18 protein-coding genes and 1 rRNA gene are annotated in these 23,919 nt (G+C 43.7%); 15 read left to right on the forward strand and 4 right to left on the reverse strand.

Translation table 11 applies throughout. The features are described from left to right. Window positions 1-81 precede the first annotated feature (81 nt). Together rrf and SWOO_RS01695 are read left to right on the forward strand one after the other, a co-directional pair. A 5S ribosomal RNA gene (gene rrf / locus SWOO_RS01690) occupies window positions 82-197 on the forward strand. A 1,096-nt stretch (window positions 198-1,293) separates the two neighbouring features. Then, window positions 1,294-2,568, forward strand: coding sequence for a CinA family nicotinamide mononucleotide deamidase-related protein (locus SWOO_RS01695; protein WP_012322975.1), 1,275 nt, complete (start codon window positions 1,294-1,296; stop codon window positions 2,566-2,568). Between the two features lie 92 nt (window positions 2,569-2,660). Here SWOO_RS01695 and SWOO_RS01700 read toward each other — a convergent pair whose 3' ends face one another. The 3 genes from SWOO_RS01700 to argE all read right to left on the reverse strand — a co-directional run bounded on the left by SWOO_RS01700 (window position 2,661) and on the right by argE (window position 7,134). After that, window positions 2,661-3,203 carry a DUF1439 domain-containing protein gene (locus tag SWOO_RS01700; protein ID WP_012322976.1) on the reverse strand — a complete coding sequence of 181 codons (543 nt, stop codon included), beginning with the start codon at window positions 3,201-3,203 and terminating at the stop codon, window positions 2,661-2,663. Beyond that, complete coding sequence (gene ppc / locus SWOO_RS01705) at window positions 3,203-5,839, reverse strand: phosphoenolpyruvate carboxylase (RefSeq protein WP_012322977.1); 2,637 nt, start codon at window positions 5,837-5,839, stop codon at window positions 3,203-3,205. Before ppc ends, SWOO_RS01700 begins: the two co-directional genes overlap by 1 nt. A gap of 143 nt (window positions 5,840-5,982) precedes the next feature. After that, on the reverse strand, window positions 5,983-7,134 hold the full coding sequence (gene argE, locus SWOO_RS01710) for an acetylornithine deacetylase (RefSeq protein WP_012322978.1): 1,152 nt from the start codon (window positions 7,132-7,134) through the stop codon (window positions 5,983-5,985). A gap of 273 nt (window positions 7,135-7,407) precedes the next feature. On the opposite strand from argE, the gene argC reads away from it, so the two are divergent. The 5 genes from argC to argH all read left to right on the forward strand — a co-directional run bounded on the left by argC (window position 7,408) and on the right by argH (window position 12,939). After that, window positions 7,408-8,388, forward strand: coding sequence for an N-acetyl-gamma-glutamyl-phosphate reductase (gene argC / locus SWOO_RS01715; RefSeq protein ID WP_012322979.1), 981 nt, complete (start codon window positions 7,408-7,410; stop codon window positions 8,386-8,388). A 22-nt stretch (window positions 8,389-8,410) separates the two neighbouring features. After that, entirely contained in the window at window positions 8,411-9,196 is a 786-nt protein-coding gene (gene argB / locus SWOO_RS01720; RefSeq protein ID WP_012322980.1) for an acetylglutamate kinase, read from the forward strand. Between the two features lie 88 nt (window positions 9,197-9,284). Continuing rightward, a complete protein-coding gene (locus tag SWOO_RS01725; protein ID WP_012322981.1) occupies window positions 9,285-10,193 on the forward strand; it encodes an ornithine carbamoyltransferase in 909 nt (302 codons plus the stop codon). A gap of 64 nt (window positions 10,194-10,257) precedes the next feature. Next, window positions 10,258-11,484, forward strand: coding sequence for an argininosuccinate synthase (locus tag SWOO_RS01730; protein WP_012322982.1), 1,227 nt, complete (start codon window positions 10,258-10,260; stop codon window positions 11,482-11,484). Window positions 11,485-11,568: 84 nt separating this feature from the next. Beyond that, window positions 11,569-12,939: an argininosuccinate lyase gene (gene argH / locus SWOO_RS01735; protein ID WP_012322983.1), complete on the forward strand. Its 1,371-nt coding sequence runs from the start codon at window positions 11,569-11,571 to the stop codon at window positions 12,937-12,939. Window positions 12,940-13,088: 149 nt separating this feature from the next. On the opposite strand, the gene SWOO_RS01740 is transcribed toward argH, so the two are convergent. After that, the gene (locus SWOO_RS01740) at window positions 13,089-15,632 is read right to left on the reverse strand and encodes a penicillin-binding protein 1A (protein WP_012322984.1); all 2,544 of its coding nucleotides are present in this window, start codon (window positions 15,630-15,632) and stop codon (window positions 13,089-13,091) included. Window positions 15,633-15,817: 185 nt separating this feature from the next. Between SWOO_RS01740 and SWOO_RS01745 the strand changes: the two genes are divergently transcribed. From SWOO_RS01745 to SWOO_RS01780, 8 genes are all read left to right on the forward strand, one after another. Next, window positions 15,818-16,897 (forward strand): pilus assembly protein PilM, encoded by a 1,080-nt coding sequence (locus tag SWOO_RS01745; RefSeq protein ID WP_012322985.1) that lies wholly within the window; start codon window positions 15,818-15,820, stop codon window positions 16,895-16,897. Beyond that, window positions 16,885-17,466 carry a PilN domain-containing protein gene (locus tag SWOO_RS01750; RefSeq protein ID WP_012322986.1) on the forward strand — a complete coding sequence of 194 codons (582 nt, stop codon included), beginning with the start codon at window positions 16,885-16,887 and terminating at the stop codon, window positions 17,464-17,466. Before SWOO_RS01745 ends, SWOO_RS01750 begins: the two co-directional genes overlap by 13 nt. Next, window positions 17,463-18,080 carry a type IV pilus inner membrane component PilO gene (locus SWOO_RS01755; RefSeq protein ID WP_012322987.1) on the forward strand — a complete coding sequence of 206 codons (618 nt, stop codon included), beginning with the start codon at window positions 17,463-17,465 and terminating at the stop codon, window positions 18,078-18,080. The genes SWOO_RS01750 and SWOO_RS01755 overlap by 4 nt, the downstream gene beginning before the upstream one ends. Next, on the forward strand, window positions 18,080-18,595 hold the full coding sequence (locus SWOO_RS01760; RefSeq protein WP_012322988.1) for a pilus assembly protein PilP: 516 nt from the start codon (window positions 18,080-18,082) through the stop codon (window positions 18,593-18,595). Before SWOO_RS01755 ends, SWOO_RS01760 begins: the two co-directional genes overlap by 1 nt. Before the next feature lie 21 nt (window positions 18,596-18,616). Continuing rightward, the gene (locus SWOO_RS01765; protein WP_012322989.1) at window positions 18,617-20,665 is read left to right on the forward strand and encodes a type IV pilus secretin PilQ; all 2,049 of its coding nucleotides are present in this window, start codon (window positions 18,617-18,619) and stop codon (window positions 20,663-20,665) included. Window positions 20,666-20,883: 218 nt separating this feature from the next. Beyond that, on the forward strand, window positions 20,884-21,399 hold the full coding sequence (aroK, locus tag SWOO_RS01770) for a shikimate kinase AroK (protein WP_012322990.1): 516 nt from the start codon (window positions 20,884-20,886) through the stop codon (window positions 21,397-21,399). Window positions 21,400-21,407: 8 nt separating this feature from the next. Beyond that, entirely contained in the window at window positions 21,408-22,484 is a 1,077-nt protein-coding gene (gene aroB, locus SWOO_RS01775) for a 3-dehydroquinate synthase (protein ID WP_012322991.1), read from the forward strand. A 16-nt stretch (window positions 22,485-22,500) separates the two neighbouring features. Then, complete coding sequence (locus SWOO_RS01780) at window positions 22,501-23,895, forward strand: ATP-binding protein (protein ID WP_012322992.1); 1,395 nt, start codon at window positions 22,501-22,503, stop codon at window positions 23,893-23,895. Window positions 23,896-23,919 lie beyond the last annotated feature (24 nt).

The raw sequence follows: 23,919 nt of genomic DNA on the forward strand, positions 1-23,919 counted from the left end.
ATTACTTCATAAGCACAAAAGAATACGAACTTGATTTAAGTTTGAGACAATTATTTAAGCTTTCTAAATTTACCCAATTAGTCTGGAAACAATAGCATTGTGGTCCCACCTGATCCCATCTCGAACTCAGAAGTGAAACGCAATCGCGCCGATGGTAGTGTGGGGTCTCCCCATGTGAGAGTAGGTCATTTCCAGGCGCCTAATACACGAAAAAGCCCTAGCAGAAAACGCTAGGGCTTTTTTCGTATATACGCTCCGCGAAGGAGCTATTCTCGATGTCAACCCACCGCTGAGCGGGACCTCCAGTTCAGCGACTACGTCGCTTCTCGCTACAAAGTAGCAAAATGCTGCCGCATTCAAAGCACTACTTTTCCGCCCCCATGTGTTCGCTGCGCGAACGTCGAGAGTAGGGCGAATATCGCGCTAGTGATGTGTTTATGGCTAAAAATAGCTCCATGCATTTTCAGCATTCCCCACATCCATGTGGGTTAGCGCGAAGCTGACCATGACAGGCGCCTATTTAAGTGAAGAAGCTAGCCCGCTGTATATGAGAAGAGTAGATGGCTTTTTTGTACAGGAAGTACTTATCCTTGATTGCCATGGATGGCATAGGAGAGGATTTGCGTTTGGGGCTTTGTAAAATTATTAACTTTACGTCTCGAATTTACAGTGCTGATATCAGGTGGCTGTTCCACTTAAGCACGTACGTGCAATGCTTACTCCCGATGTCGGTCGATAATTGCATCCTGCATAATGGACACTTCCGCCATCCATGTGGGTCGTAGGGTGAAATAGGCGTTGTTGGTGAAGCGCAGCTTTGCGCCTATTGAACGCGGAGAGCTGGCTCGCAGCTGGGCTATTGGAAGGCGCCTTTGGGATGGCTAAGAAATCACTTTTTATTGGCTTACCCACTTAAGCACGTACGTGCAATACCTACTCATATGCAGGTTGATATGATGCTTCTCAGGCTCTAACATCCTAGGTAACAGCTCCTGTATTACTCTCTATAATTGCTCCTGCATATTCTACCTTCAGCGATCCATGGCTTCGTACCTCCTGCATCTATCTGTTTCTGACACTCGGTACATCTATGGTCTCGTACCTCATATATCCATATGATGTGTTCATGGGGTCAGGTGCATTTCGGAAACGATCTTACAAAGGAAGTTGAATACAGGGGGCTGTCTTTTTAATTGAACATATTCTGTTCCATATAAATATTGAGTGGCTATTGCTATTAATACCTAGGTTGTTATTTTAGCTGCTATTAATGGATTACTGCTTAGGGTCTTTATGAAGCTTGAGATGATTTGTACTGGTGAAGAGGTGTTAGCGGGTCAGATTGTTGATACCAATGCTGCTTGGTTTGCGAATACTTTGATTGAGCGAGGTGTTGAGTGTCAGCGACGCATTACCGTTGGTGATCGCCTTGAAGATCTTGTTGCTGTTTTTAAAGAGCGTAGTACAGAAGCTGATGTGATCATGGTCAATGGCGGTTTAGGGCCTACTAGTGATGACCTGTCCACCGAGGCGATGGCTTTGGCTCTTGGTGTGCCTTTAGTTGAGAATAAGGAGTGGCGCAGTAAGTTAGAAGCTTGGTTTGCTAAAAATGCCAGAGTAATGGCTGAGAGTAACCTGAAGCAGGCGTTATTGCCACAAGGGGCTATTATGATTGATAACCCTGTTGGTACTGCTTGTGGCTTTGCCATTAAACTTAACCAAGCATGGCTTTTCTTTACTCCTGGTGTTCCTTTTGAGTTTAAACGTATGGTGAAGGAGCAGTTCATCCCTTTCATTGAGGAGCATTTTCCTCTATCTGAGCCTGTTTCAGTCAAGAAGCTTCTGACCTTAGGTCATGGTGAGTCGGCTCTTGCTGATAAGTTAGAAGTGATACCTCTGCCTAAAGGGGTTACTTTGGGTTACCGCTCCTATATGCCCTATATTGAAATTAAGCTTTTTGCGAGAGGCCAATTAGCGATTGATTCGCTTGCAACGATAGAAACTGAAGTGAAAAAGATACTTGGGCATAGTGTGGTTGCTGAAGATATTACCACTTTAGATCAGGAGATCCATAATAGCTTGGTCAATTCAGGCTTTAGCTTGAGTGTTGCGGAATCTTGCACTGGAGGTTTAATTGCGAGTGGTTTGGTGGCTTTTGCTGGCAGCTCTGCATATCTCCATCAAGGCTTAGTGACCTATAGTAATGAAGCAAAGGTCAAGGTATTAGGTGTAAACCCTCAGACCTTAGATGATTATGGCGCAGTTTCTATTGCGACAGTTGAGGAGATGGCTAAGGGAGCAAGGGGCATACTGGATAGTGATTATGCGCTTGCTACTAGTGGTATTGCGGGGCCAGATGGAGGCAGTGATGAGAAACCCGTTGGAACAGTTGCAATTGCTTTAGCGACTAAATACGGTGTGTATAGTCAGATGTTGAAGCTACCTAGTCGTTCAAGAGCCTTAGTTCGTAGCTTAGGCACTGCTATTGCCTACGATATGTTGAGGCGTGAGCTGTTAGGTGAGGCTGTAATTGTTGATTACTCCTCTTTTTCTCGTTTTAGCAAATAACTTTTAGCAAGTACGTTGGTATTAGATACAAAAAATGCAATCAACTAAGCTGATTGCATTTTTTAGTTTATGGATTAGATGTTGAAGTTAAGCTACTCGTCAAATATCAGTTTTAACTTTCCTGGTTTCACCTCAATTCGCTTTGTCATCTCAGCGATTAAAGCCTGATTGGACTCTGAGGTGTCCAGTATATAAACCGGCTGCGTTTCCAGAAAGTGGGTTAAAAACCCCATCATCTGCGGTGCTACCTGCTTAACTGCTTTTTCAATATCCTTAGGGTTAGACTCGATACTCACAAGTCTTAATTGCTTTAAGTAAACGCTATGGCTATCGGCATCGTACCAAGGTTCAGCCTCAAAGGTCGTCTTCATTTTTGCTTTAAATGGCACTAATGGATTTCTGACTTTTACGATACTATCTGCAGTCACAGACATGGTATCGACCTTATGGCCTAAGCTAACATCTATATTGTTGATACGCATCTCGATACCAAAGAGTTGATTGCCCTCTTTAATTTCAAAATGGATCTCATCGGATAGATAACCCTCTAGCTCTTTTTCTGTAATGCTGTACTGACTAACACACCCGCTTAGTAGCAGTAGTGTCAGTGGCATTATGTAGCTCAGTAATTTCATCAGCCCGTATTTCTCATGCCTGCCGCAACTCCAGCGATGGTTAACATTAGCGCCAACTCTACATTGGTTGATTGCACCTCATCTTTACGTGTACGAGCCAGCAGCTCAGCTTGCATAAAGTTAAGGGGATCAATGTAAGGGTTACGTAAGGTCACTGATTCTCGGTTCCACGGAGTGTGTTCCATTAAGGCCTGCGACTGAGTGAGTGCTAACACGGCTTTAACGCCTGTTGCTAAACGCCCTCTCAATGCATCACCCAGATGATGAAGGTTTTCAGGCACCAAACAGGTTTCGTAGTATTTAGCTAAATTAGGTTCCGCCTTGGCGTAGACCATCTCTAACATCGAGATCCGTGTTTTGAAGAAGGGCCACTTCTGCTCCATCTCTTGAAGCAGTTCCATCTCTCCTCTATCACTTGCCGCTTGCAGTGCTTCTCCAGCTCCCAGCCATGCAGGGAGCATTAAGCGGTTTTGTGACCAAGCAAAGATCCATGGAATTGCGCGAAGAGACTCAATGCCGCCATCGACACGCCGTTTTGCTGGGCGACTGCCTAATGGCAGCTTACCTAGTTCTACTTCAGGCGTTGCGGCGCGGAAGTAGGCGACAAAATCAGGCTCTTCTCGAACGATAGAGCGGTATGCAGCAACTGACTCTTCAGCCAATCTTTGCATGCAGGCTCGCCATTCAGGTTTAGGCGCCGGAGGTGGTAGCAGTGTGGCTTCCATGACTGCTGAGGTGTATAAAGCCAAGCTTTGTACAGCTAGTTTAGGTAAACCAAATTTAAAGCGGATCATCTCTCCTTGCTCTGTCACACGGATGCGTCCATCAACAGATCCTGGAGGTTGAGAAAGTATCGCCTCATGAGCGGGTCCGCCTCCACGACCAATCGTACCGCCTCGGCCATGGAAGAGGGTAAGTTTTACATCAGCTTGACGACTGACTTCTACTAATTGCTCCTGTGCATGGTATTGCGCCCAAGCGGCAGCCATTACACCTGCATCTTTTGCGGAGTCAGAATAGCCAATCATCACCTCTTGATGACCTTTGGTGTAACCACGGTACCAATCAATAGCAAATAGCGCTGACATACAGCTAGAAGCATTATTGAGGTCGTCTAAGGTTTCAAACAGTGGTACAACACGCATTGGGTGTGGGCAGCCGGTTTCTTTTAGCAATAAAAGAACAGTGAGTACATCTGATGGCTTGCTGGCCATAGAGATAACATAAGAGCCTAGGGCTCGTGCGGGTTGAGTCGCAATAAGTCGGCAAGTGCTGACGACCTCTGCAACGTCTTCGCTTGGTTGCCAGTTCGATGGGATCAATGGACGCTTACTACTGAGCTCTCTGAGAAGAAAGGCTTGCTTCTCGTTTTCATCCCAGTGGTTAAAATCACCCATGCCTAAGTAACGGGTGAGCTCTGCAACAACATCACAGTGGCGTTGAGCATCCTGCCTGATATCTAGCCTGAGCATATGTATGCCGAAGCAGGCGATACGACGTAGCATGTCCAGCAGTAGACCGTTAGCGATTAGACTCATTCCTGAATCGGATAGACTCTTATACAGCATCATTAGTGGCGCTTTAAGATCGTCCTCATTCCAAATAATGCTGTTTTTATCGACTTCAGGTTGATGACCTTCTAGGCGCTCATTTAGGTAATCTATGGTGTTCCTAAGTTTCTGTCTGATTCCACGAAGTACGTCACGGTAGGGTTCATGACTATTGTTAGTGAGCGCTAACAGTTCATCGTTGGCCTCTTCCATGGAAAGGTCGTTAACCAGTAAGACAACATCTTTTAGGTATAAACGTGCTGCTGTATGGCGGTTTCTATCTAAAACCTCTTGAGTGACCTGAGCGGTAACAAATGGGTTTCCGTCGCGATCTCCCCCCATCCAGCTAGAAAAGCGCACTGGAGCGATATCGATTGGGAGCTGTTTGCCGGTTCTCTCTTCAACTTGCTCATTGAGTTGTCTGAGAAAGTCTGGAATGGCCTGCCAAAGTGAAACCTCAATGGTGCTTAACCCCCAGCGAGCCTCATCAACTGGGGTTGGACGTTCGTGGCGGATCTCGTTGGTATGCCAAATTTGTGCGATAAGCTGGCGCAGACGAAGATGTTGCTGCTTTTTCTCACGCTCAGTGAGTAATGGGTTCTCAAGTGCAGCAAGACTGTCGACAACTGAGGCATACTTTTGAATTAAGGTGCGACGGGAAATCTCTGTTGGGTGCGCAGTCAGTACTAAATCAATGTCTAGGTTTTGCAGGCAGTCCAACATCTTGTCTTGCTCTATATTACTACTTAGCACTCTCCCAAGTAGTTGCTCTACAGGATCTGGAACACAGACAAGTTCGTCACAGTTACGGCTGATGGTATGAAACTGCTCGGCGATATTGGCTAAGTTAAGAAATTGGTTAAAGGCTTTAGCAAAAGGAACCAGCTCATCGTCGGGAAGTGCGGCGAGTAGTTTAAGCATCTCTTCTCGTGAGGCTTCATCGCCTTGTCTCGAGCTTTTAGCTAACTGACGGATCTGCTCTATTTTATCAAGAAAAGGATCGTCTAAATTGGTGCGAATAGTTTCACCAAGGATCTGTCCTAAAGTGCCCACATTGGACCTTAAGGACGCATACATATCTGTCATACTTTCTCCATACCAATATTTACGCTAATCCTTCACAATACCTAGGCTTACTGGCCAAGGTCAATATTGGCGTGCGAGATATTGTGAGCTTATGTGTTCTACATCACTTCTGTGCTTATCATGGGTAAGCTTGAGCTCACTTATTACTTTATACAGGCGTGATAGATAAGCTGTTTAAGTAGCTCTACTGTCTTATTTAGGTATTGAGTATCTAGATATTCATCGGGTTGATGAGCCTGCTCAATGCTCCCTGGGCCTAGGACTAAAGTTTGACATCCAAGTTTTGAGATATAGGGCGCTTCTGTCGCATAGTTAACGACCTCGGGAGCATTAGCTGAAAGCTCAGCGACGAGTTTACTCCAACTATTCTCACGACTGTCTGCAAAAGGCTCTGACCCCGGGTAGAGTGGCGCAACATTGATACAACCTGGGTATTGGTCATTAATCGGTTTTAGATAGTTCATTACCATCTGCTCTAGTATCTCTAATTCCAAACCAGGAAGAGGGCGGATATCAATATGCAGATCGCAACAACCACAGATACGGTTAGCGGCATCGCCTCCATGTACATGGCCAAAATTCATCGTTGGGTAGGGGACACTAAATGCTTCCTCTCGGTAGTTATCTGCAAGATGCTGTTTGAGTTTTAACAGCTGCCCCATGACCAAATGCATGATCTCTATTGCATTTACTCCTTTAGCTGGATCGGAAGAGTGTCCGCTTTTACCTATGACTCGAATACCTTGAGTGAGGTGCCCCTTATGCATATATACCGGCTTTAAGCTTGTCGGCTCTCCTATGATGGCATAGTCAGGTGCAATCGACTTTTGCTGTGCGAATGCTTTAGCGCCATTCATGGTTGTCTCTTCATCTGCGCTGGCGAGAATATGCAGAGGGCGCTTAAATTGGGCCAGAGGCATATCTTTGAGAGCTTCGAGTACAAGAGCAAAAAAACCTTTCATGTCACAGGTGCCTAGCCCATACCAGCGATTATCTTTTTCGGTCAAAGTGAATGGATCTTGACTCCAGCGTCCTTCATCAAAAGGAACTGTATCAGTATGTCCTGCAAGCAGTAGCCCGCCTTTTCCTGAGCCAAGACTGGCGACTAGGTTATGTTTACTTCGTGAATCTTTAACTGCCTGAGCTTTGCATTCAAAACCAAGTTCAGAGAACCAAGTTTGCAGTAGATCAATAACACCTTGATTACTCATATCTTGCTCAACTTCAAGTGCACTGATTGAGGGGGATGCAATGAGCTGGCTAAAATTGCTTTTTAGATCTGCTAAAGAGGCCATAAAAAATTCCGTAAAATATATATTCAAATATATTGCATAATTAGTTTTGTGTGTTAGTCTATCAAACAGCTAAGACAAGCACCAGAATACAATTCATATTATTGAGAGCATAAATGAATAATCTACAAATAAAATTTATTATTAAGGCGATGTGTAAAGACTTCCTGCGACGATAAACTTGTCAAAATTGGTATTTCTACCAGGGCTTAAGTTGTGCCCCCTCTTTTTTTACTTCCAAGCATTAATTTTTAAATTAAGAAGTGTCAGATTATTATGAAAAGCATTGCGATTATTGGCGCTAGTGGTTACACCGGCGCACAAATTACCTCTCTTATCGATGCCGATAAAAACTTAGTGATACAAGGTTTGTACGTATCTGAAAATAGTGTCGATAAAGGTAAACCCTTATCTGAACTCTACCCTACATATAGTCATATCTCCCTACCGTTATCACCTCTTAGTGATGAAGCTAAAGCGCTTATCGCTGAACAGGCCGATGGCGTAGTACTGGCAACGGATCATGCGGTGAGCCTACATCTGGCAGCTTGGTTTTTTGAGCAAGGTTTAACAGTATTTGATCTTAGTGGCGCTTATCGGTTCTCTGACAAATCTCAGTATCCACAGTGGTATGGCTTTGAGCATGATTATCCTCAGGTTTTATCCCATGCAGTTTATGGCTTGGCTGAGTGGAACGGTGCTGATATTGCCGATAGTAAGATGATTGCAGTTCCAGGCTGTTATCCGACAGCCTCCTTAACTGCGCTTAAGCCAATCCATTCCTTAATGACCTCCTCTTTACCTGTTATCAATGCAGTGAGTGGTGTGACTGGAGCGGGAAGGAAAGCGCAGTTAAATACTAGCTTTTGTGAAGTGAGCTTGACCCCTTATGGCGTACTAGGTCACAGACATCAACCTGAGATAGCAACTCAGTTGGGACAGGAGGTGATATTCACACCTCACCTGGGTAATTTTAAGCGAGGTATTTTGGCAACGATAACCGTGCAGTTGAAAGAGGGAGTGACGCAGGCTGATATCGAACAAGCCTATGCTATTTACGATAATGCTCCTCTGGTCACGGTAAAGCAGAATCAATTCCCTAAGGTAGATGATGTAACTAATACTCCAAATTGCCACCTAGGCTGGAAGTTTGATCCTAAGACAGGTTATTTAGTCGTTGCAAGTGCAATTGATAACCTGATGAAGGGCGCTGCTAGCCAAGCTCATCAGTGCATAAAGATTCATTTTAAATACTAAATCGACAAGCGAGTAGATTACGATGACACAGAGTAATAAAGCATTAGTTATCAAGGTTGGCGGCGCTCTGCTTCAGTGCGAAATGGGGATGGCAAGGTTGATGGACACTGCGGCAAAGATGCTAGCAGCAGGGCAGAAACTGATTTTAGTGCATGGCGGAGGGTGTTTGGTTGATGAACAGCTGTCGGCTAATGGCATGAAAACTGAAAAGCTAGATGGTCTAAGAGTGACGCCTGCTGAGCAGATCCCTGTCATTGTCGGTGCACTTGCAGGTACTTCAAATAAAGTTTTACAGGCAGCAGCAATAAAAGCTGGAGTGACATCCATCGGCATGAGCTTGGGCGATGGAGATATGGTTACTGCTCAGGTAAAAGATGAGCGTTTGGGTTTTGTGGGAGAGGTGGCACCAAAGAGCTCGGCATACCTCGATTTCATTTTGTCTCAGGGCTGGTTGCCGATAGTGAGCTCTATTGCCATTGATGAAGCAGGTCAACTGCTCAATGTTAATGCTGACCAAGCGGCTACAGTACTGGCGAAGCTGGTTGATGCGAAGTTAGTACTTTTGTCTGATGTTTCAGGCGTTCTTGATGGTAAAGGTCAACTTATCTTAAGTTTGAATAGAGCTCAGGTTGACGATCTGACCCATAAGGGTGTGATTGAAAAAGGGATGAAAGTGAAAGTTGAGGCAGCATTAGATGTTGCTGAACTAATGGGGCAGGCTGTGCAAGTCGCTTCATGGAGAAGTGCTGAGCAACTTCTCGCGTTATCTAACGGAGAGAGTGTTGGTACGCAGATCCAACCTCATTAAACCCTAAAAATTAAGTTTTATCGGGCCTAAAAAGGGCCCGCTATAAAAGTGACAGACTTGGTGGTATCACCAATTAGAGGAGTTATACATGGACCACTTATTATCGATTAAAGACCTGTCTCAGGAGCAGCTTAAAGAGTTGTTATCACTTGCTAAGAAGATTAAGGCGAATCCTGCTGAGTATCGACATGCCTTGGACGGTAAAAGTGTGGTTATGCTGTTTGAGAAGCCTTCATTAAGAACACGTGTGAGCTTTGATATAGGTATTAATAAGTTAGGTGGTCATTGCCTCTATCTTGATCAACAAAATGGTGCATTAGGTAAGCGTGAACCTGTGTCAGACTTCGCTGCTAATATCTCTTGTTGGGCTGATGCCATTGTGGCGAGAACCTTCCTACACTCGACGATAGAGACGTTAGCTGAACATGGCAGTGTTCCTGTTATTAATGCGCTATCAGATCTTTATCACCCTTGTCAGGGCCTGGCTGATTTTCTCACGCTTTCGGAGCAGTTTGATGACGTTAGCCAAGTAAAGCTTGCTTATGTTGGCGACGGTAACAATGTAACCCACTCCTTGATGTACGGAGCGGCAATTCTAGGTGCGACGATGACAGTTGTTTGTCCGCCGGGACACTTTCCCGATGGTCAAGTGGTGGTTGAGGCTCAGGCATTGGCGGCTAAATATGGCGGTAAGCTAATACTCACCTCTGATGTTGAACAGTTGGCCGAGCAAGATGCCATCTATACCGACACCTGGATCTCAATGGGTGATGATACTGACTTAAGCGAGATCAAAGCCAAGTTTCAGCCCTACCAAGTTAATGAAGCCATGATGAAACAAGCTGGTGCTAGTTACTTCATGCACTGTTTACCGGCATATCGCGAAGTGGAGGTGACAGCTGAAGTGGTTGATGGTGAAGGCTCACTGATACTGCAGCAAGCTGAGAACAGAATGCATGCACAAAATGCCGTTTTAGTTACTTTATTAGGTCAATAATTTAATCCATATTGGTTCTCGTAGGCACGCCTGCGGGACAAGTTTAGAAATTAGGAAATAGAAGATGTCTGCAGAAATTAAGAAAACCGGTGTGAAAAAAGTTGTTTTGGCTTATTCAGGTGGACTCGATACATCAGCGATCATCCCTTGGTTAAAAGAGACTTATGATGATTGTGAAATTGTCGCATTTTGTGCCGACGTGGGGCAGGGAGAAGCTGAGTTAGAGGGTTTGCATGAAAAGGCCATCGCTTCAGGTGCTTCTGAGTGTTATATCGTCGATCTAAAAGAGGAGTTGGTTGCAGATTATATCTACCCAACTATCGCAACCGGCGCTATCTATGAAGGGACATATTTACTCGGCACTTCTATGGCAAGGCCTATTATCGCTAAAGCGCAGGTAGAAGTTGCACGTAAAGTTGGCGCCGATGCTGTCTGTCACGGTTGTACAGGTAAAGGTAATGATCAGGTACGTTTTGAAGGCTGCTTTGCTGCACTGGCACCGGATCTAAAAGTGATCGCACCTTGGCGTGAATGGGAGATGGTGAGCCGTGAAGATCTGCTTGATTACCTTGCTGAGCGTAATATCGAAACCACAGCATCAGCCACCAAAATTTACAGCCGTGATGCTAATGCTTGGCATATCTCCCATGAAGGTGGCGAGTTAGAAGATCCATGGAATGAGCCAACCAAAGGCGTGTGGACCATGACTGTCGCACCAGAAGATGCACCGGATAAACCTGAATATGTGACGATCGATATCGAGCAGGGCAAAATCACTAAGGTGAACGGTGAGCTCCTTTCCCCTTATGCAGCACTAATGGTGCTAAATGAGATAGCGGGTGCACATGGTGTAGGTAGAATTGATATCACAGAGAATAGACTCGTTGGCATGAAGTCTCGTGGCTGTTATGAAACACCTGGTGGCACCGTTATGTTTGCTGCGCTCCGTGCCATTGAGGAGTTGGTGTTAGATAAGAGCAGTCGTGAATGGCGTGAGCAGGTCGGTGCCCAGATGGCACACCTTGTTTATGATGGTCGCTGGTTTACTCCTCTGTGCGAGTCTCTGTTAGGTGCATCTCAGCCTTTAGCTAACCTTGTTAATGGTGAGGTTGTTATCAAGCTCTATAAGGGGCAGGCTCAAGCGGTTCAGAAGCGCTCACCTAATAGCTTGTATTCAGAAGAGTTTGCGACATTTGGTGAGGATGATGTCTATAACCAAAAAGATGCAGAGGGCTTTATTCGCCTTTACTCACTAGCCAGTCGTATCAGAGCGTTAAATAGTAAGAGCTAGGCAAACCCATAGTCTATCTATATTAAGTTAATAAATTAAATGGGGCGCTAAGCGTCCCTTTTTACAGAACAAGAGGAACTCACCATGGCACTATGGGGCGGAAGGTTTAGTCAAGAGAGTAGCGCACTGTTTAAGTTGTTTAATGACTCGCTACCTGTTGATTATCGTTTAGTTGAGCAAGATATTGTTGGCTCAATCGCTTGGGCTGCTGCAATTACCCAAGTAGGGATTTTGAGCCAAGATGAGTGTGAAAAGCTGCAACAGGCATTGAAAGAGTTGTTATCTGAAGTTGAAGGTAATCCTGAGCTTATCTTGGCATCGGGTGCTGAAGATATTCATAGTTTTGTTGAACAGTCCTTGATTGCTAAAGTTGGTGACTTAGGTAAAAAGCTGCATACGGGCCGTTCACGTAACGATCAAGTGGCCACGGATCTTAAACTCTGGTGTAAAAAAGAGGGACAGCAGCAGCTTGTATTGCTAGCTAAATTAAGAGAAGCCCTGCTTGCATTGGCTGAGCGTGAGCTCGATGCTGTTATGCCTGGTTATACTCATCTTCAGCGTGCACAGCCAGTTGCTTTTGGCCATTGGTGCCTAGCCTATGTTGAGATGTTTGAGCGTGATATCAGTCGCCTTGAAGATGCATTAAAGCGTGCCGATACCTGTCCGCTTGGAACCGGTGCCTTAGCGGGGACTGCATATCCGATGGATAGATATAAACTTGCTGAATCTTTAGGTTTTGCCTCTCCAACCTTAAATAGCTTAGATACCGTATCAGATAGAGATCACGTGGTTGAGATCTGTAGCGATGCCTCCATTAGCATGATGCACTTGAGTCGTATGGCTGAAGATCTAATCTTCTTTAATAGCGGTGAAGCTGGATTTATCGATCTAGATGATGAGGTCACCTCTGGTTCATCTTTGATGCCGCAGAAGAAAAACCCTGATGCACTTGAGCTTATCCGTGGCAAAACTGGCCGTGTTTATGGCAGTTTGATTGGTATTCTCACCACCATGAAGGCGCTGCCGCTTGCGTATAATAAAGATATGCAGGAGGACAAAGAGGGCTTGTTTGATGTCATGGACAGCTGGTCGATCTGTTTAGAGATGGCTGCGTTAGTACTAAGTGGTTTGAAGGTCAATCGTGAGAATACACTTAAAGCTGCCCAGCAAGGTTATGCAAACTCTACTGAGCTTGCTGATTATTTGGTCGCAAAGGGGATGCCTTTTAGAGAGGCTCATCATGTTGTCGGTGAGGTTGTTGTACATGCGATTAGCGAGCAGAAACCATTAGAGGATTTTGCACTTGAACAGCTGCAGTCTTTTGCGAGCATTATTGAGCAAGATGTCTATGACTGCTTAACAATTGAGTCATGTTTAGCTAAACGTGAGGCGCTTGGTGGAACGGCATTACCACAAGTTCAGTCAGCATTAGCGGCTAAAAAGGTTAAAAAATAGCCCGTTGAGATTTTTTAAAAAAATATTTTTGTGGGGTGTCAAAAAATAGTCACTAGAATAGTAGTTTAGTATTAGTGATATTGATGATTAAAGCACGAAAGGTTGAACTAGCCTTTCGTGCTTTTTAATGGAGTTATTTAGTCGCTATTTTACTGAAATAGATCTTCAGGAGACTCATCGATGAAAATATCATTAGACTCCTCCTCAGCTTGGGGGGCAAATTCAGTTGGTTCGGTACCTGAGATAAAGTATTCGAACTTACTTGTGTGATCTGTTTTGCGGCTGAGTTTGCCTGTGGCTAAATCAATTCTGACTGAAACGATGCCATCTGGTGGAGAGCTTGGCACTTCAGGCTGGCCTGCAAGGGCATTTTTCATAAACTCATTCCAAGCAGGACCTGCTGTTTTCGCTCCGGCTTCAGCTGCTGAAATCTGATCCTTAGCCCCATTTGCATTCCAACTGGTTCTCCCCAACTCTTGGCTGTGATCATCAAACCCAACCCAAACGGTTGTTGCTAAACTTGGGTTGAACCCACTAAACCAGGTATCGCGAGATTCGTTTGTAGTACCAGTTTTACCTGCAATATCGTGTCTCTTTACCACTCGTGAAGCACGCCAAGCTGTTCCATTCCAGCCGGTGCCTTTACTCCAATTTCCTCCTCCCCAAATAACACTCTTAAGTGCGTCAGTGATGAGGAAAGCTGTCTGCTCGGAGATTATTTGAGGCGCATAACGGCTATCAGAGTTACCACATAAAGAGATGGGTTGTGGTGTTGCAGGCTCAGCTTGAAGCTCATCAGCCATTGAGGCAAACGGATCCACCTCTGATGTTTCTTCAATGATAGCAGCAGGCGTTGGGGTACAAGCCAGCGTTGGATTTGATTTCTCAATCACATCACCATAGGCATCTTCAATACGTTCTATAAAGTAAGGCTCGACTTTATAGCCGCCATTGGCGAAGACAGAAAATGCGGTAACAACTTGCAATGGTGTCACCGATGGTGAACCTAGAGCGACAGATTCGTTTTTAGGAAGATCGGCAGGATCAAAGCCGAATCTAATCAAGGTTTCGATGGCAGTGTCTAAGCTCGCGTAACGAATAGCTCTAACGGCCATCACATTAATAGATTGAGCTAATCCCATTTTGAGTCGTGTCGGCCCTGTGTATCTGTCCGGAGAGTTCTTTGGTCGCCAAGCAGTTCCCTGTCGTGTGTCAGGCTTATTAATAGGTGCATTATTGATTAAGGTTGCTAAGGTGTAGCCCTTCTCCATCGCAGCGGTATAGATGAAAGGCTTAATATTGGAGCCTAACTGACGCTTAGCCTGAGTGACTCTGTTGTACTGACTCGTGTGGAAGCTAAAACCTCCGACTAAGGTGCGTATGGCACCATCATGGGGATCCAAAGATACGATGGCACTGGATACTTTAGGGATTTGGGACAGCTGCCAAAATTCACCATTGTTACGCACCCATACTTGTTCGCCCGGAGTCAAGATTTGAGTGGCTGTTTTAGGTGCCTTACCTTGGCGCTTATTGGTGATAAATTTGCGGGCCCAGTTTAATCCTGGCCACTCGATTTTTATCTCCTCACCTTCAGAAGTCAGTACTTGTGCACTGAGTTCGTCAACACTAAGGACCGCGGCAGGTACCATGCCTTGAAAGGCATTGGTCTTTTTGAGTCTTGCAATAATTGAATCGGTATCTAATGGCGTATCAGTCCATAAGACCTTAGTGCGCCCACGATAGCCGTGTCTTTCATCGTATGCATAAACATTATCTCTTAGTGCTTCCTGCGCGTAGATCTGCAGGCGAGAGTCGATGCTGGTATAGATGTTATAGCCGCCAGTATAAGCTTCCTCCTCCCCAGACTTATCGACTAAGTAGTCGCGAGCCATTTCGGAGATGTAGGGAGCGTATAGGTTTATCTCTGCTCCATGGTATTTAGCTGTAACTGGCGCCTGAGTTGCTGCAGCATATTGTGCTTGTGTTATGTTATTTTTCTCGAGCATTCTGCTAAGCACCCAATTGCGTCGGTTGGTCGCTCTTTCAGGGTTTCGTATTGGGTTTGCAGCTGATGGTGCTTGAGGTAAACCAGCAATCATCGCCATTTCTGGAAGGGTTAGCTGCTCTAACTCTTTGCCGTAGTACACTTGTGCAGCAGCGCCAACGCCATAAGCGCGATTTCCTAAGAAGGATCTGTTGAGATATAGCTCTAATATCTCCTCTTTAGAAAGGGCTTTTTCAATCTTGATTGCTAGGAATATCTCTTTGATTTTACGTATATAAGTCTTTTCTCGTGTAAGAAAGAACCCTCTTGCTACCTGCTGGGTTATGGTACTTGCACCTTGGCTCTTTTTTCCTGTCGTTAGAAGGATAAATGCTGCGCGGGTAATACCAATAGGATCAATACCGTGGTGTTCAAAGAACCTTGCATCTTCAGTATCTAAAACGGCGTTAATCAATTGTGGGGGAACATCATCAAATGCCACAGGGATACGTCTTTTCTCACCAAATTGAGAGATAAGCTTACCGTCACTACTATAAACTCGTAGTGGAGTTTGAAGTTTGACTGTCTTTAATGTGTTGACATCCGGCAACTCTGGCAACACGTAAAAATAAGCCGCAGCAATAGCAGCAATGCCTAGAAGAGCTAGGCTGAATAGAGCAATAATTATACGTTTAAACCACTTCACCGGAATATTCCAAAATTTGAGCAAGGGCAACAGTATATAAGGCACTAAGCAATTGGTGAAGCAAAAATGGTCGTCAAAAAAATGTCAATTGTAAAAACGTGAAACATTCTGTACAAATACCTATAACGAGTTGATTTTGTGCTAATCTAGTTCTTGTAACAATAACAATAAGCGACAATAAGACTATGCTTTCTAATTTATGGAAGCGTCAGGCTCCGCAGATGGTTGGAATTGATGTTGGTTCCCACGAAATAAAAGCAATCTTGCTGAGTAAGACGGCCGATGGTTATAAAATTTTAAGTCATGCTGCAGTCCCTTTAAAAAAAGGGGCTGTGAATGATCATGAGATCAGAGATGCCGATGCAGTCGTAGAGTCATTAAAACAGGTGAAACGCATACTTCCAAAAGGTGCGAAATTAGCAGCTGTTGCTGTATCAGGTTCTGCCGTGATGACCAAAGTCATATATATGGATGCGTCATTAAGTGAAGAGGAGATGGAAGCTCAAATTGAGATTGAAGCGGACAACTTAATTCCCTATTCCCTCGACGAAGTTAGTATTGATTTTGAAACACTCAATGTTAATAGTACTGACCCAACCAAAGTTGATGTCCTACTGAGCGCATGTAGAACTGAGAATATTGATGCGCGGGTTGATTCACTTGATGAGGTGAATATTGAGGTTAAAGTCGTAGATGTTGAAGGTTATGCCTTAGGCCGCTCATATGAAGTTGTTGCGGCTCAGTTGCCTGAAGGTACTGAAAATAAAATTGTTGCTTTGGTTGATATTGGAGCCAATATCACCACTTTTGCAGTCGTTGAAAATGGTCAAACTAGTTTCATTCGTGAACAGGCATTTGGCGGTGAGCAGTTTACACAGTCGATTTTGTCGTTTTATGGTATGTCACATGAACAGGCTGAAAAAGCCAAGCTTGAAGGAGATCTTCCTCGCAACTATATGTTTGAAGTTTTATCTCCTTTCCAAACTCAACTATTACAGCAAATAAAAAGAACACTGCAGATTTATTGTACATCGAGTGGTAAAGATAAAGTCGATCATATAATTTTATGCGGCGGAACATCTAAATTAGAAGGGATGGCTAACTTATTAACAAATGAATTAGGTGTGCACACGATAATTGCAGACCCATTTCAAGGTTGTTTGCATGCCGATGAGGATATCAAGAATAGTCTTAAACCCGATATAAGCAAATATATGGTTGCTTGTGGCTTAGCCCTAAGGAGCTACTCACAATGGCGAACATAAATTTATTACCTTGGCGAGAAGAGGCCAGAGAGAAACAGAAGAAAGATTATATCGGCATTTTGGCGCTGGTTTTTTTACTCTCATCTTTTATTGTTTATTTGTCATTAAGCTTTGTAGAGATGATGACTGATAATCAAAAGGCAAGAAATGCATACCTAACTTCTGAAATTCAATTATTAGAAAAGCAGATAGCTGAAATAAAGAAGATAAGAACGCGAAAGAAAGATATTGAGCGCAGAACTGAGATTATTTTAAATCTGCAGCAAGCACGAAACTTACCTACCCATGTTTTAGATGAGTTAGTGAGAATCGTTCCACCAGGGATCTACCTTTCAAGCATAGAGAAAAAAGGCAGCTTGTTGTGGATTCAGGGACGGAGTGAGTCTAACAACAATGTGGCTAATATGATGAGGAAAGTGAAAACCTCTCAATGGCTACAAGATCCAAGCATGCAATCTATCGTTGCTCAAAACGAAGAGTTAAGACAGTTACAGAGTTTCAGCTTAAAAGTAACCATACAACAAGTTGAAGAGGTAACGAGTCAGGCTGCCAAAGGAGCGAGTAGATGAATCTGGATCTAAATCAGTTCAATGACATCGACTTTGAAAATGTAGGGGCATGGCCGCCACTGGTTAAAATCGTTTTCGCTGCTATTTTATCTATCTGTATTTTTGTGGCGAGTTACTTCCTATTTGTGTCTGACGCAGTAGCGCAACTCGATAAAGAGCAGAGAACAGAGCTGCAGCTACGAGAAGACTTTAAATCGAAATATCAATTAGCTGCTAATCTAAAGCTCTACCGTGAACAGTTAGCTGTGATGGAAAGCCAGTTTGCTGAACTATTAAAGATGTTGCCCTCTAAAAATGAGATGCCAGGTTTACTGGATGATTTGACCTTTGTCGCAACTGACTCAGGCCTGAAAATTGATAGTCTAGATTGGCGTGAGGTGATTCAGCGAGATTTTTATATTGAATTTCCAATCAGTATGTCTGTCACGGGTGAGTATCATGAATTGGGGCAGTTGGTTAGTGGCGTTGCTAGATTACCAAGAATCGTTAGCCTGCATGATTTTGTCATTAAAAAATCTGATACCGGTGGGTTAGGTATGGAGATTATGGCAAAAACTTACCGCTTTAAAGAGGGGAGCGAGCTCCCAGATAAGGCAAAGAAGGGGAAAAAGTAATGAAACAACTCCTTCTGATTATTTTTGTTTTCTCTTTAGTTGGCTGCGTAGGCGATCGTAGTGATTTGGAGCTATTTGTCACTACGACCAAAGCGCAACATGTTGCTCATATTCCTCCTTTAAAAGAGGCGCCTAAGTTTGAACATTTTGCTTATCAGGCCGATTTGATGCGAAGCCCTTTTGTGCCTCCATCAAGAGAGTTAACTGAAGAAGTTATTGATACAACAAAAGATTGTTTGCAACCAGATCTAAAAAGACGAAAGGGAAGGTTGGAAACTTATGCGTTAGATAACTTAAAAATGCGAGGCACCTTAAGTGAAGTTGAGAAGATATGGGCGCTAGTTGAAAGTAATGATGGCAGTGTATATCGCTTAGGTTTAGGTGAGTATCTAGGACTTTATAATGGAAGAATCGCTAAAGTTACTCCGCAAAAAGTCGAAATAATTGAATTAATTCCGGATGGTTCTGGTTGCTGGACTGAAAGAGTCAGCAACATGGAACTAACCGGAGAATAACAAGCGAAGGATGAGGGAATAATGGGATCTTCTGCCGCGACAAATACTGTATTAAGTGTGCCATCGCTATCTAGGCTGGTGGGCTGTTTAGCCCTTTTTATCATTGGGATCTCCAATGCTGCTGCGTCTAATAGATTAGTTGATGTTAAGTATCACGCTGTTGTTGACCACCAACTGGAGCTTCAATTGGTGTTTGAGGACGAAGTTGATAAGCCTGAAATAGAGCTTAACGCTGAACCTGCACAGATCATACTGCTCTTTAAAGAGAGTATCTCTGGACTGGAAAAAGACAAACTGCCAATTAAGACTGTAGGTGTTGAGTCTGTGAGTATTAACCAGACTAACGGTGCAATGAGGCTGGTGGTCGATCTTGATAAGGTAAAGGCATATAAAGGAAAGCTATCTGGCAATACCTACAACATCACAATAAACGATGAGGTCGCTGAACGAGACGATAGTAGCGAAAATCCGTTTGTTAACTCAATCCAAAATATCGACTTTAGAAGAACGGCGGAAGGTGGCGGAGAGTTAATCGTCAAGCTGAATAATAATAGAGTCGCAGCGAATGTAGAACAGGTAGGGGCTAAGTTAGAGCTTAAACTTTACAACACAGAGATAGGATCTGATTTTCTTTATGTGATGGATGTGCAAGATTTTGCCACTCCAGTAAGAAGCTTCGAAACTTTCAAAGAGGAGTTAACCTCCCGTGTTCTTATCGATATCTCAGGCGAGTATGAGTACAACTATCGCCAAGAGGAGGACCTATTTAAATTAAGCATTAACAAAGCTGAGCGCATTGTGGTCGCTAAAGAGGAGGAGAAATACGATGGAAAGTCTCTTTCACTCAACTTCCAAAGCATCTCTGTAAGGACTGTACTGCAGATCATTGCCGATTATAACAACTTTAATTTAGTGACCAGTGACACCGTTGAGGGCGATATTACCCTTAGACTGGATGATGTGCCATGGGATCAAGCGTTAGATTTGATTCTTCAAACTAAAGGGTTAGATAAGCGCATTGAAGGTAACATTCTTATGGTGGCGCCCAGAGAGGAGTTGGCCATTCGTGAGAGCCAGATGCTTAAAGATATGCAGGAGGTGAAAGAACTCTCTCCTCTCTACTCTGAATATATTCAGATAAATTACGCTAAAAGTGCCGACATTGCTGAACTGTTAAAAAGTACTGATTCAAGTTTATTGTCTTCTCGAGGCAGTGTTGCTGTTGACGAAAGGACCAATACATTACTGATTAAAGATACAGAAGAGATCATTGAGAATATCCACCGATTAATAAAAATCTTGGACATCCCAATTCGCCAAGTATTAATTGAAGCTAGAATGGTCACAGTGAAAGATGATGTATCTGAAGATCTTGGGATCAAGTGGGGAATTAGTGATAAACAAGGTAGTAAAGGCACATCTGGCAGTATTGGTGGTGCACAAGATATTGCTAATGGCATTATTCCCAGCGTCAATGATAGGTTAAATGTAAACTTTCCTGCCCCCGAAGCGGCTGCAAGTATTGCATTTCATGTCGCAAAACTTGCCGATGGCACCATACTCGATATGGAGTTGAGTGCCCTTGAGCAGGAGAATAAAGGTGAGATTATTGCCAGCCCGCGCATTACCACCTCGAACCAGAAAGCTGCTTACATTGAGCAAGGTGTCGAGATCCCCTATGTTGAGGCAAGCTCAAGTGGTGCTGCAACCGTTAGCTTTAAAAAAGCGGTTTTATCGCTTAGGGTTACACCACAGATCACCCCAGATAATCGTGTGATTCTGGATTTAGAGATTTCACAAGACTCTCAAGGTAAAGTGGTTGCGACACCATTGGGAGAGGTTGTTTCAATTGATACTCAGAGGATCGGTACGCAAGTGTTGGTCGATCATGGTGAGACCATTGTATTGGGCGGTATCTATCAGCAGAACTTGATTAGCCGTGTTTCTAAGGTGCCTGTTTTGGGTGATATTCCCTTTGTTGGCTTCCTATTTAGAAGCACATCGGATAAAAATGAGCGACAAGAACTGCTCATATTTGTGACACCGAAAATTATCTCTGAAGAGATTTAAACGTAATTCATTATGATATAAAACCAGCATCTAAGGTGCTGGTTTTTATTTTTTAATCATACAATATTCTAATTATGTGGGATACATGGCTTGCCTTTAATGGTGTTTAACTGAGATAATCAGGGGTCAAGTCTCATTAGAGCAAGGTAACATATAAGGTCGGTTTTATTTTTCAAATCGACGTAGGCAAACTTAATATAAGATTCAGACGTAAAGCAATGGCTGAGAAACGTAATATTTTTCTAGTAGGTCCTATGGGGGCTGGTAAAAGCACTATAGGCCGTCATCTGGCACAGATGCTGCACTTAGAGTTCCACGATTCCGATCAAGAGATTGAAAGCCGTACAGGTGCGGATATAGCGTGGGTTTTTGATGTCGAAGGCGAAGAGGGTTTTCGTATTCGTGAAACACAGGTAGTCGCAGATTTAACTGAGAAGCAAGGCATTGTCCTAGCGACTGGCGGCGGATCAATTCAGAGTAAAGAGATACGCAATAATCTTTCTGCTCGTGGGATCGTCGTTTACCTGGAAACTACAATTGATAAGCAAGTGGCTCGTACACAACGAGACAAACGCCGTCCATTGTTACAAGTAGAAGATCCAAGAGAAGTTTTGGAGAACCTAGCTGCCACTCGTAATCCTTTGTATGAAGAGATTGCTGATGTCATCGTGAAAACTGATGAACAGAGTGCGAAAGTGGTCGCAAATCAAATTATTGAACAGTTAGGTTTCTAGGCGGAAAAATGAAGCAAATTCAGGTTGATCTCGGGGTACGTAGTTATCCTATTGTTATTGGTCGGAATTTGATGAGTTGTGGCGAGCATTTTGCTCGCTTCCTCCAAGATAAAAAAATCCTAATCGTTACCAATGAAACTGTTGCTCCTCTATATTTAGAGAAGCTTGAGTTACAGCTATCCTCATTTGATTGTGTTGAGCCTGTCATCTTACCCGATGGCGAGCAATATAAGACGTTAGCTCAGATGGATAGTATCTTTACCTCATTACTACAGCAAAACTCTGGCAGAGACACCGTTCTTATTGCCTTAGGTGGCGGTGTAATTGGTGATATGACCGGTTTTGCGGCCGCAAGTTACCAAAGAGGTATCGATTTTATCCAGATCCCTACGACACTGTTGGCGCAAGTCGACTCCTCAGTCGGTGGGAAAACAGCAGTAAACCATCCCTTAGGTAAAAATATGATAGGTGCCTTCTATCAACCTAAGCTTGTGGTGATTGATACTGACTGTTTATCTACATTACCTGCTAAAGAGTTTTCTGCTGGAATGGCGGAGGTGATTAAGTACGGTATTATCTGGGATAGTGAATTTTTTAGCTGGTTAGAAAATAACGTCGAACGCTTAAAGACATTAGATGATGAAGCACTAGCGTATGCTATCGGTCGTTGTTGTGAAATTAAAGCCGATGTTGTCGCCGAAGATGAGACAGAACAGGGTGTGCGTGCTCTGCTGAATCTGGGTCATACATTTGGTCATGCAATTGAAGCTGAGATGGGTTACGGTGTTTGGTTGCACGGTGAAGCCGTTGCTGCTGGCACAGTACTTGCTGCATCTACTGCGAGCAGGATGGGATTAATTGATGGGTCAATTGTTTGTCGAATTACAAAATTATTTGAAGCATTTGATCTCCCCGTTTCCCCTCCCGATTCAATGAATTTCGAACAATTCATTAAACATATGCGGCGAGATAAGAAAGTACTTAAAGGTCAAGTCAGATTAGTTCTACCTGAAGCTATGGGTCAGGCGGGAGTGTATTCTGAAGTGAGCGATGAACTACTGGAAGATGTTATTCGCTGCGCATAGTTTGTGTGGTGTATGAGTGACTTTTAAAGACTCCATTTTATTACCAAGCCAAGAAAATCTTCTGCAGAGACTCCAACATGTCAGTCTCTACGGTCAACAGCTGCTTGTTGTTACGGGGCAAAATGGCTCAGGTAAAACAAGATTAATTACCTCCTTGATTAACGAGCTTGATGACTTTAGCTCTGCACTCGTTCTATGCCCAAAGCATTGTGATAATAGCGAGATCCGCCGTAAGATCTTGGTTCAACTGCTAACCGATCCTGTTTTTGATGATGAAACACCTCTAGCTGAAACTCTATTAAGGTTTGCGGATTCACTCCCCCAATCCTGTTTTATCGTGCTCGATGATGCGCATCATCTCTCTATAGAGTTGATTGCTGAATGCATCGTATTAAGCCAGCTGTCGATTGCGGGCAAGTCAATCTCGATCACACTCACTTCAACTGAAGAGTTTTTCTATCACCTGGTTGAGCAGTTACCGGAAACCCAGCAAGATAATTTGCTCTCGATTAATATTGAACCTCTTACTGCGCAAGAGAAAGAAGCTCTCTATTACACACTACTTAGTCGAAGCGAGCAGGCACCCTTTACACCCAGAGAGATAGTTAGAGCTCAACTTGAGAAGCAGTCAGGAACGCCCCAAGAGGTGGTGAACTTATTGGAGTTAGCACTTCATGGAAAGGAGGTAGAAGTTCCTAAGAGTGCTAAATATAAGTGGATTATATCTATTGCACTGCTTTTACTACTATCCCTTGGAGCATATCTACTGCTGCCGAAGGAGGCCAGGGATGAAAAAATATCAAGCCCTGCTAAGCTAGTTTTAGATAGCTCAAGTGAGATGAACTGGCTTGCCAACTATGGTAAAAACCTTTTGGAAGCAGACTTTTCTGCTGAAAAAAAAGAGGGTAAAGCTGAGCTCATTTCTAGTAACACCGCCTCAGTAGATAGCACGTTAACCCAGCAAGCCGCTAGTACTGAACCGCAATCAGAACCTCATAAAGGTAAGATGGTTGATGAGAGCACTTCATTAGTTAATCACGATGAGGTGGAGGTTTTTAAAGGATTAGGGGAGATAAAATCATCCCAATTACCTCACAAGGTTAATGTTGAGCCCAAAATTGAACCCATTGCTCTTAAAGGTTATACGCTGCAGTTAGCAAGTGTAAAAAAACAAGAGTCGTTGGATAATCTATTAAAGCGCTTTAGTGGTGAGTCCGATGTTAAGGTGGCACGTTATGGGGAGTTCTGGGTTGTATTGTTAGGTGAGTTTTCTGATATCAATCTTGCCCGTATAAAATCCAAGCAGATGGTGAATAAATATCAGCTAACAACCCCTTGGATCCGCCAATGGAAAGATTTAAGCGGTTATAAGGTACAAGATAGTATTCCAGCCCGTGATATTCCTTTGTAAAGAGAGTACAATCGATGACTTCTT

It is taken from the genome of Shewanella woodyi ATCC 51908, assembly GCF_000019525.1.
Classification (GTDB): domain Bacteria; phylum Pseudomonadota; class Gammaproteobacteria; order Enterobacterales; family Shewanellaceae; genus Shewanella; species Shewanella woodyi.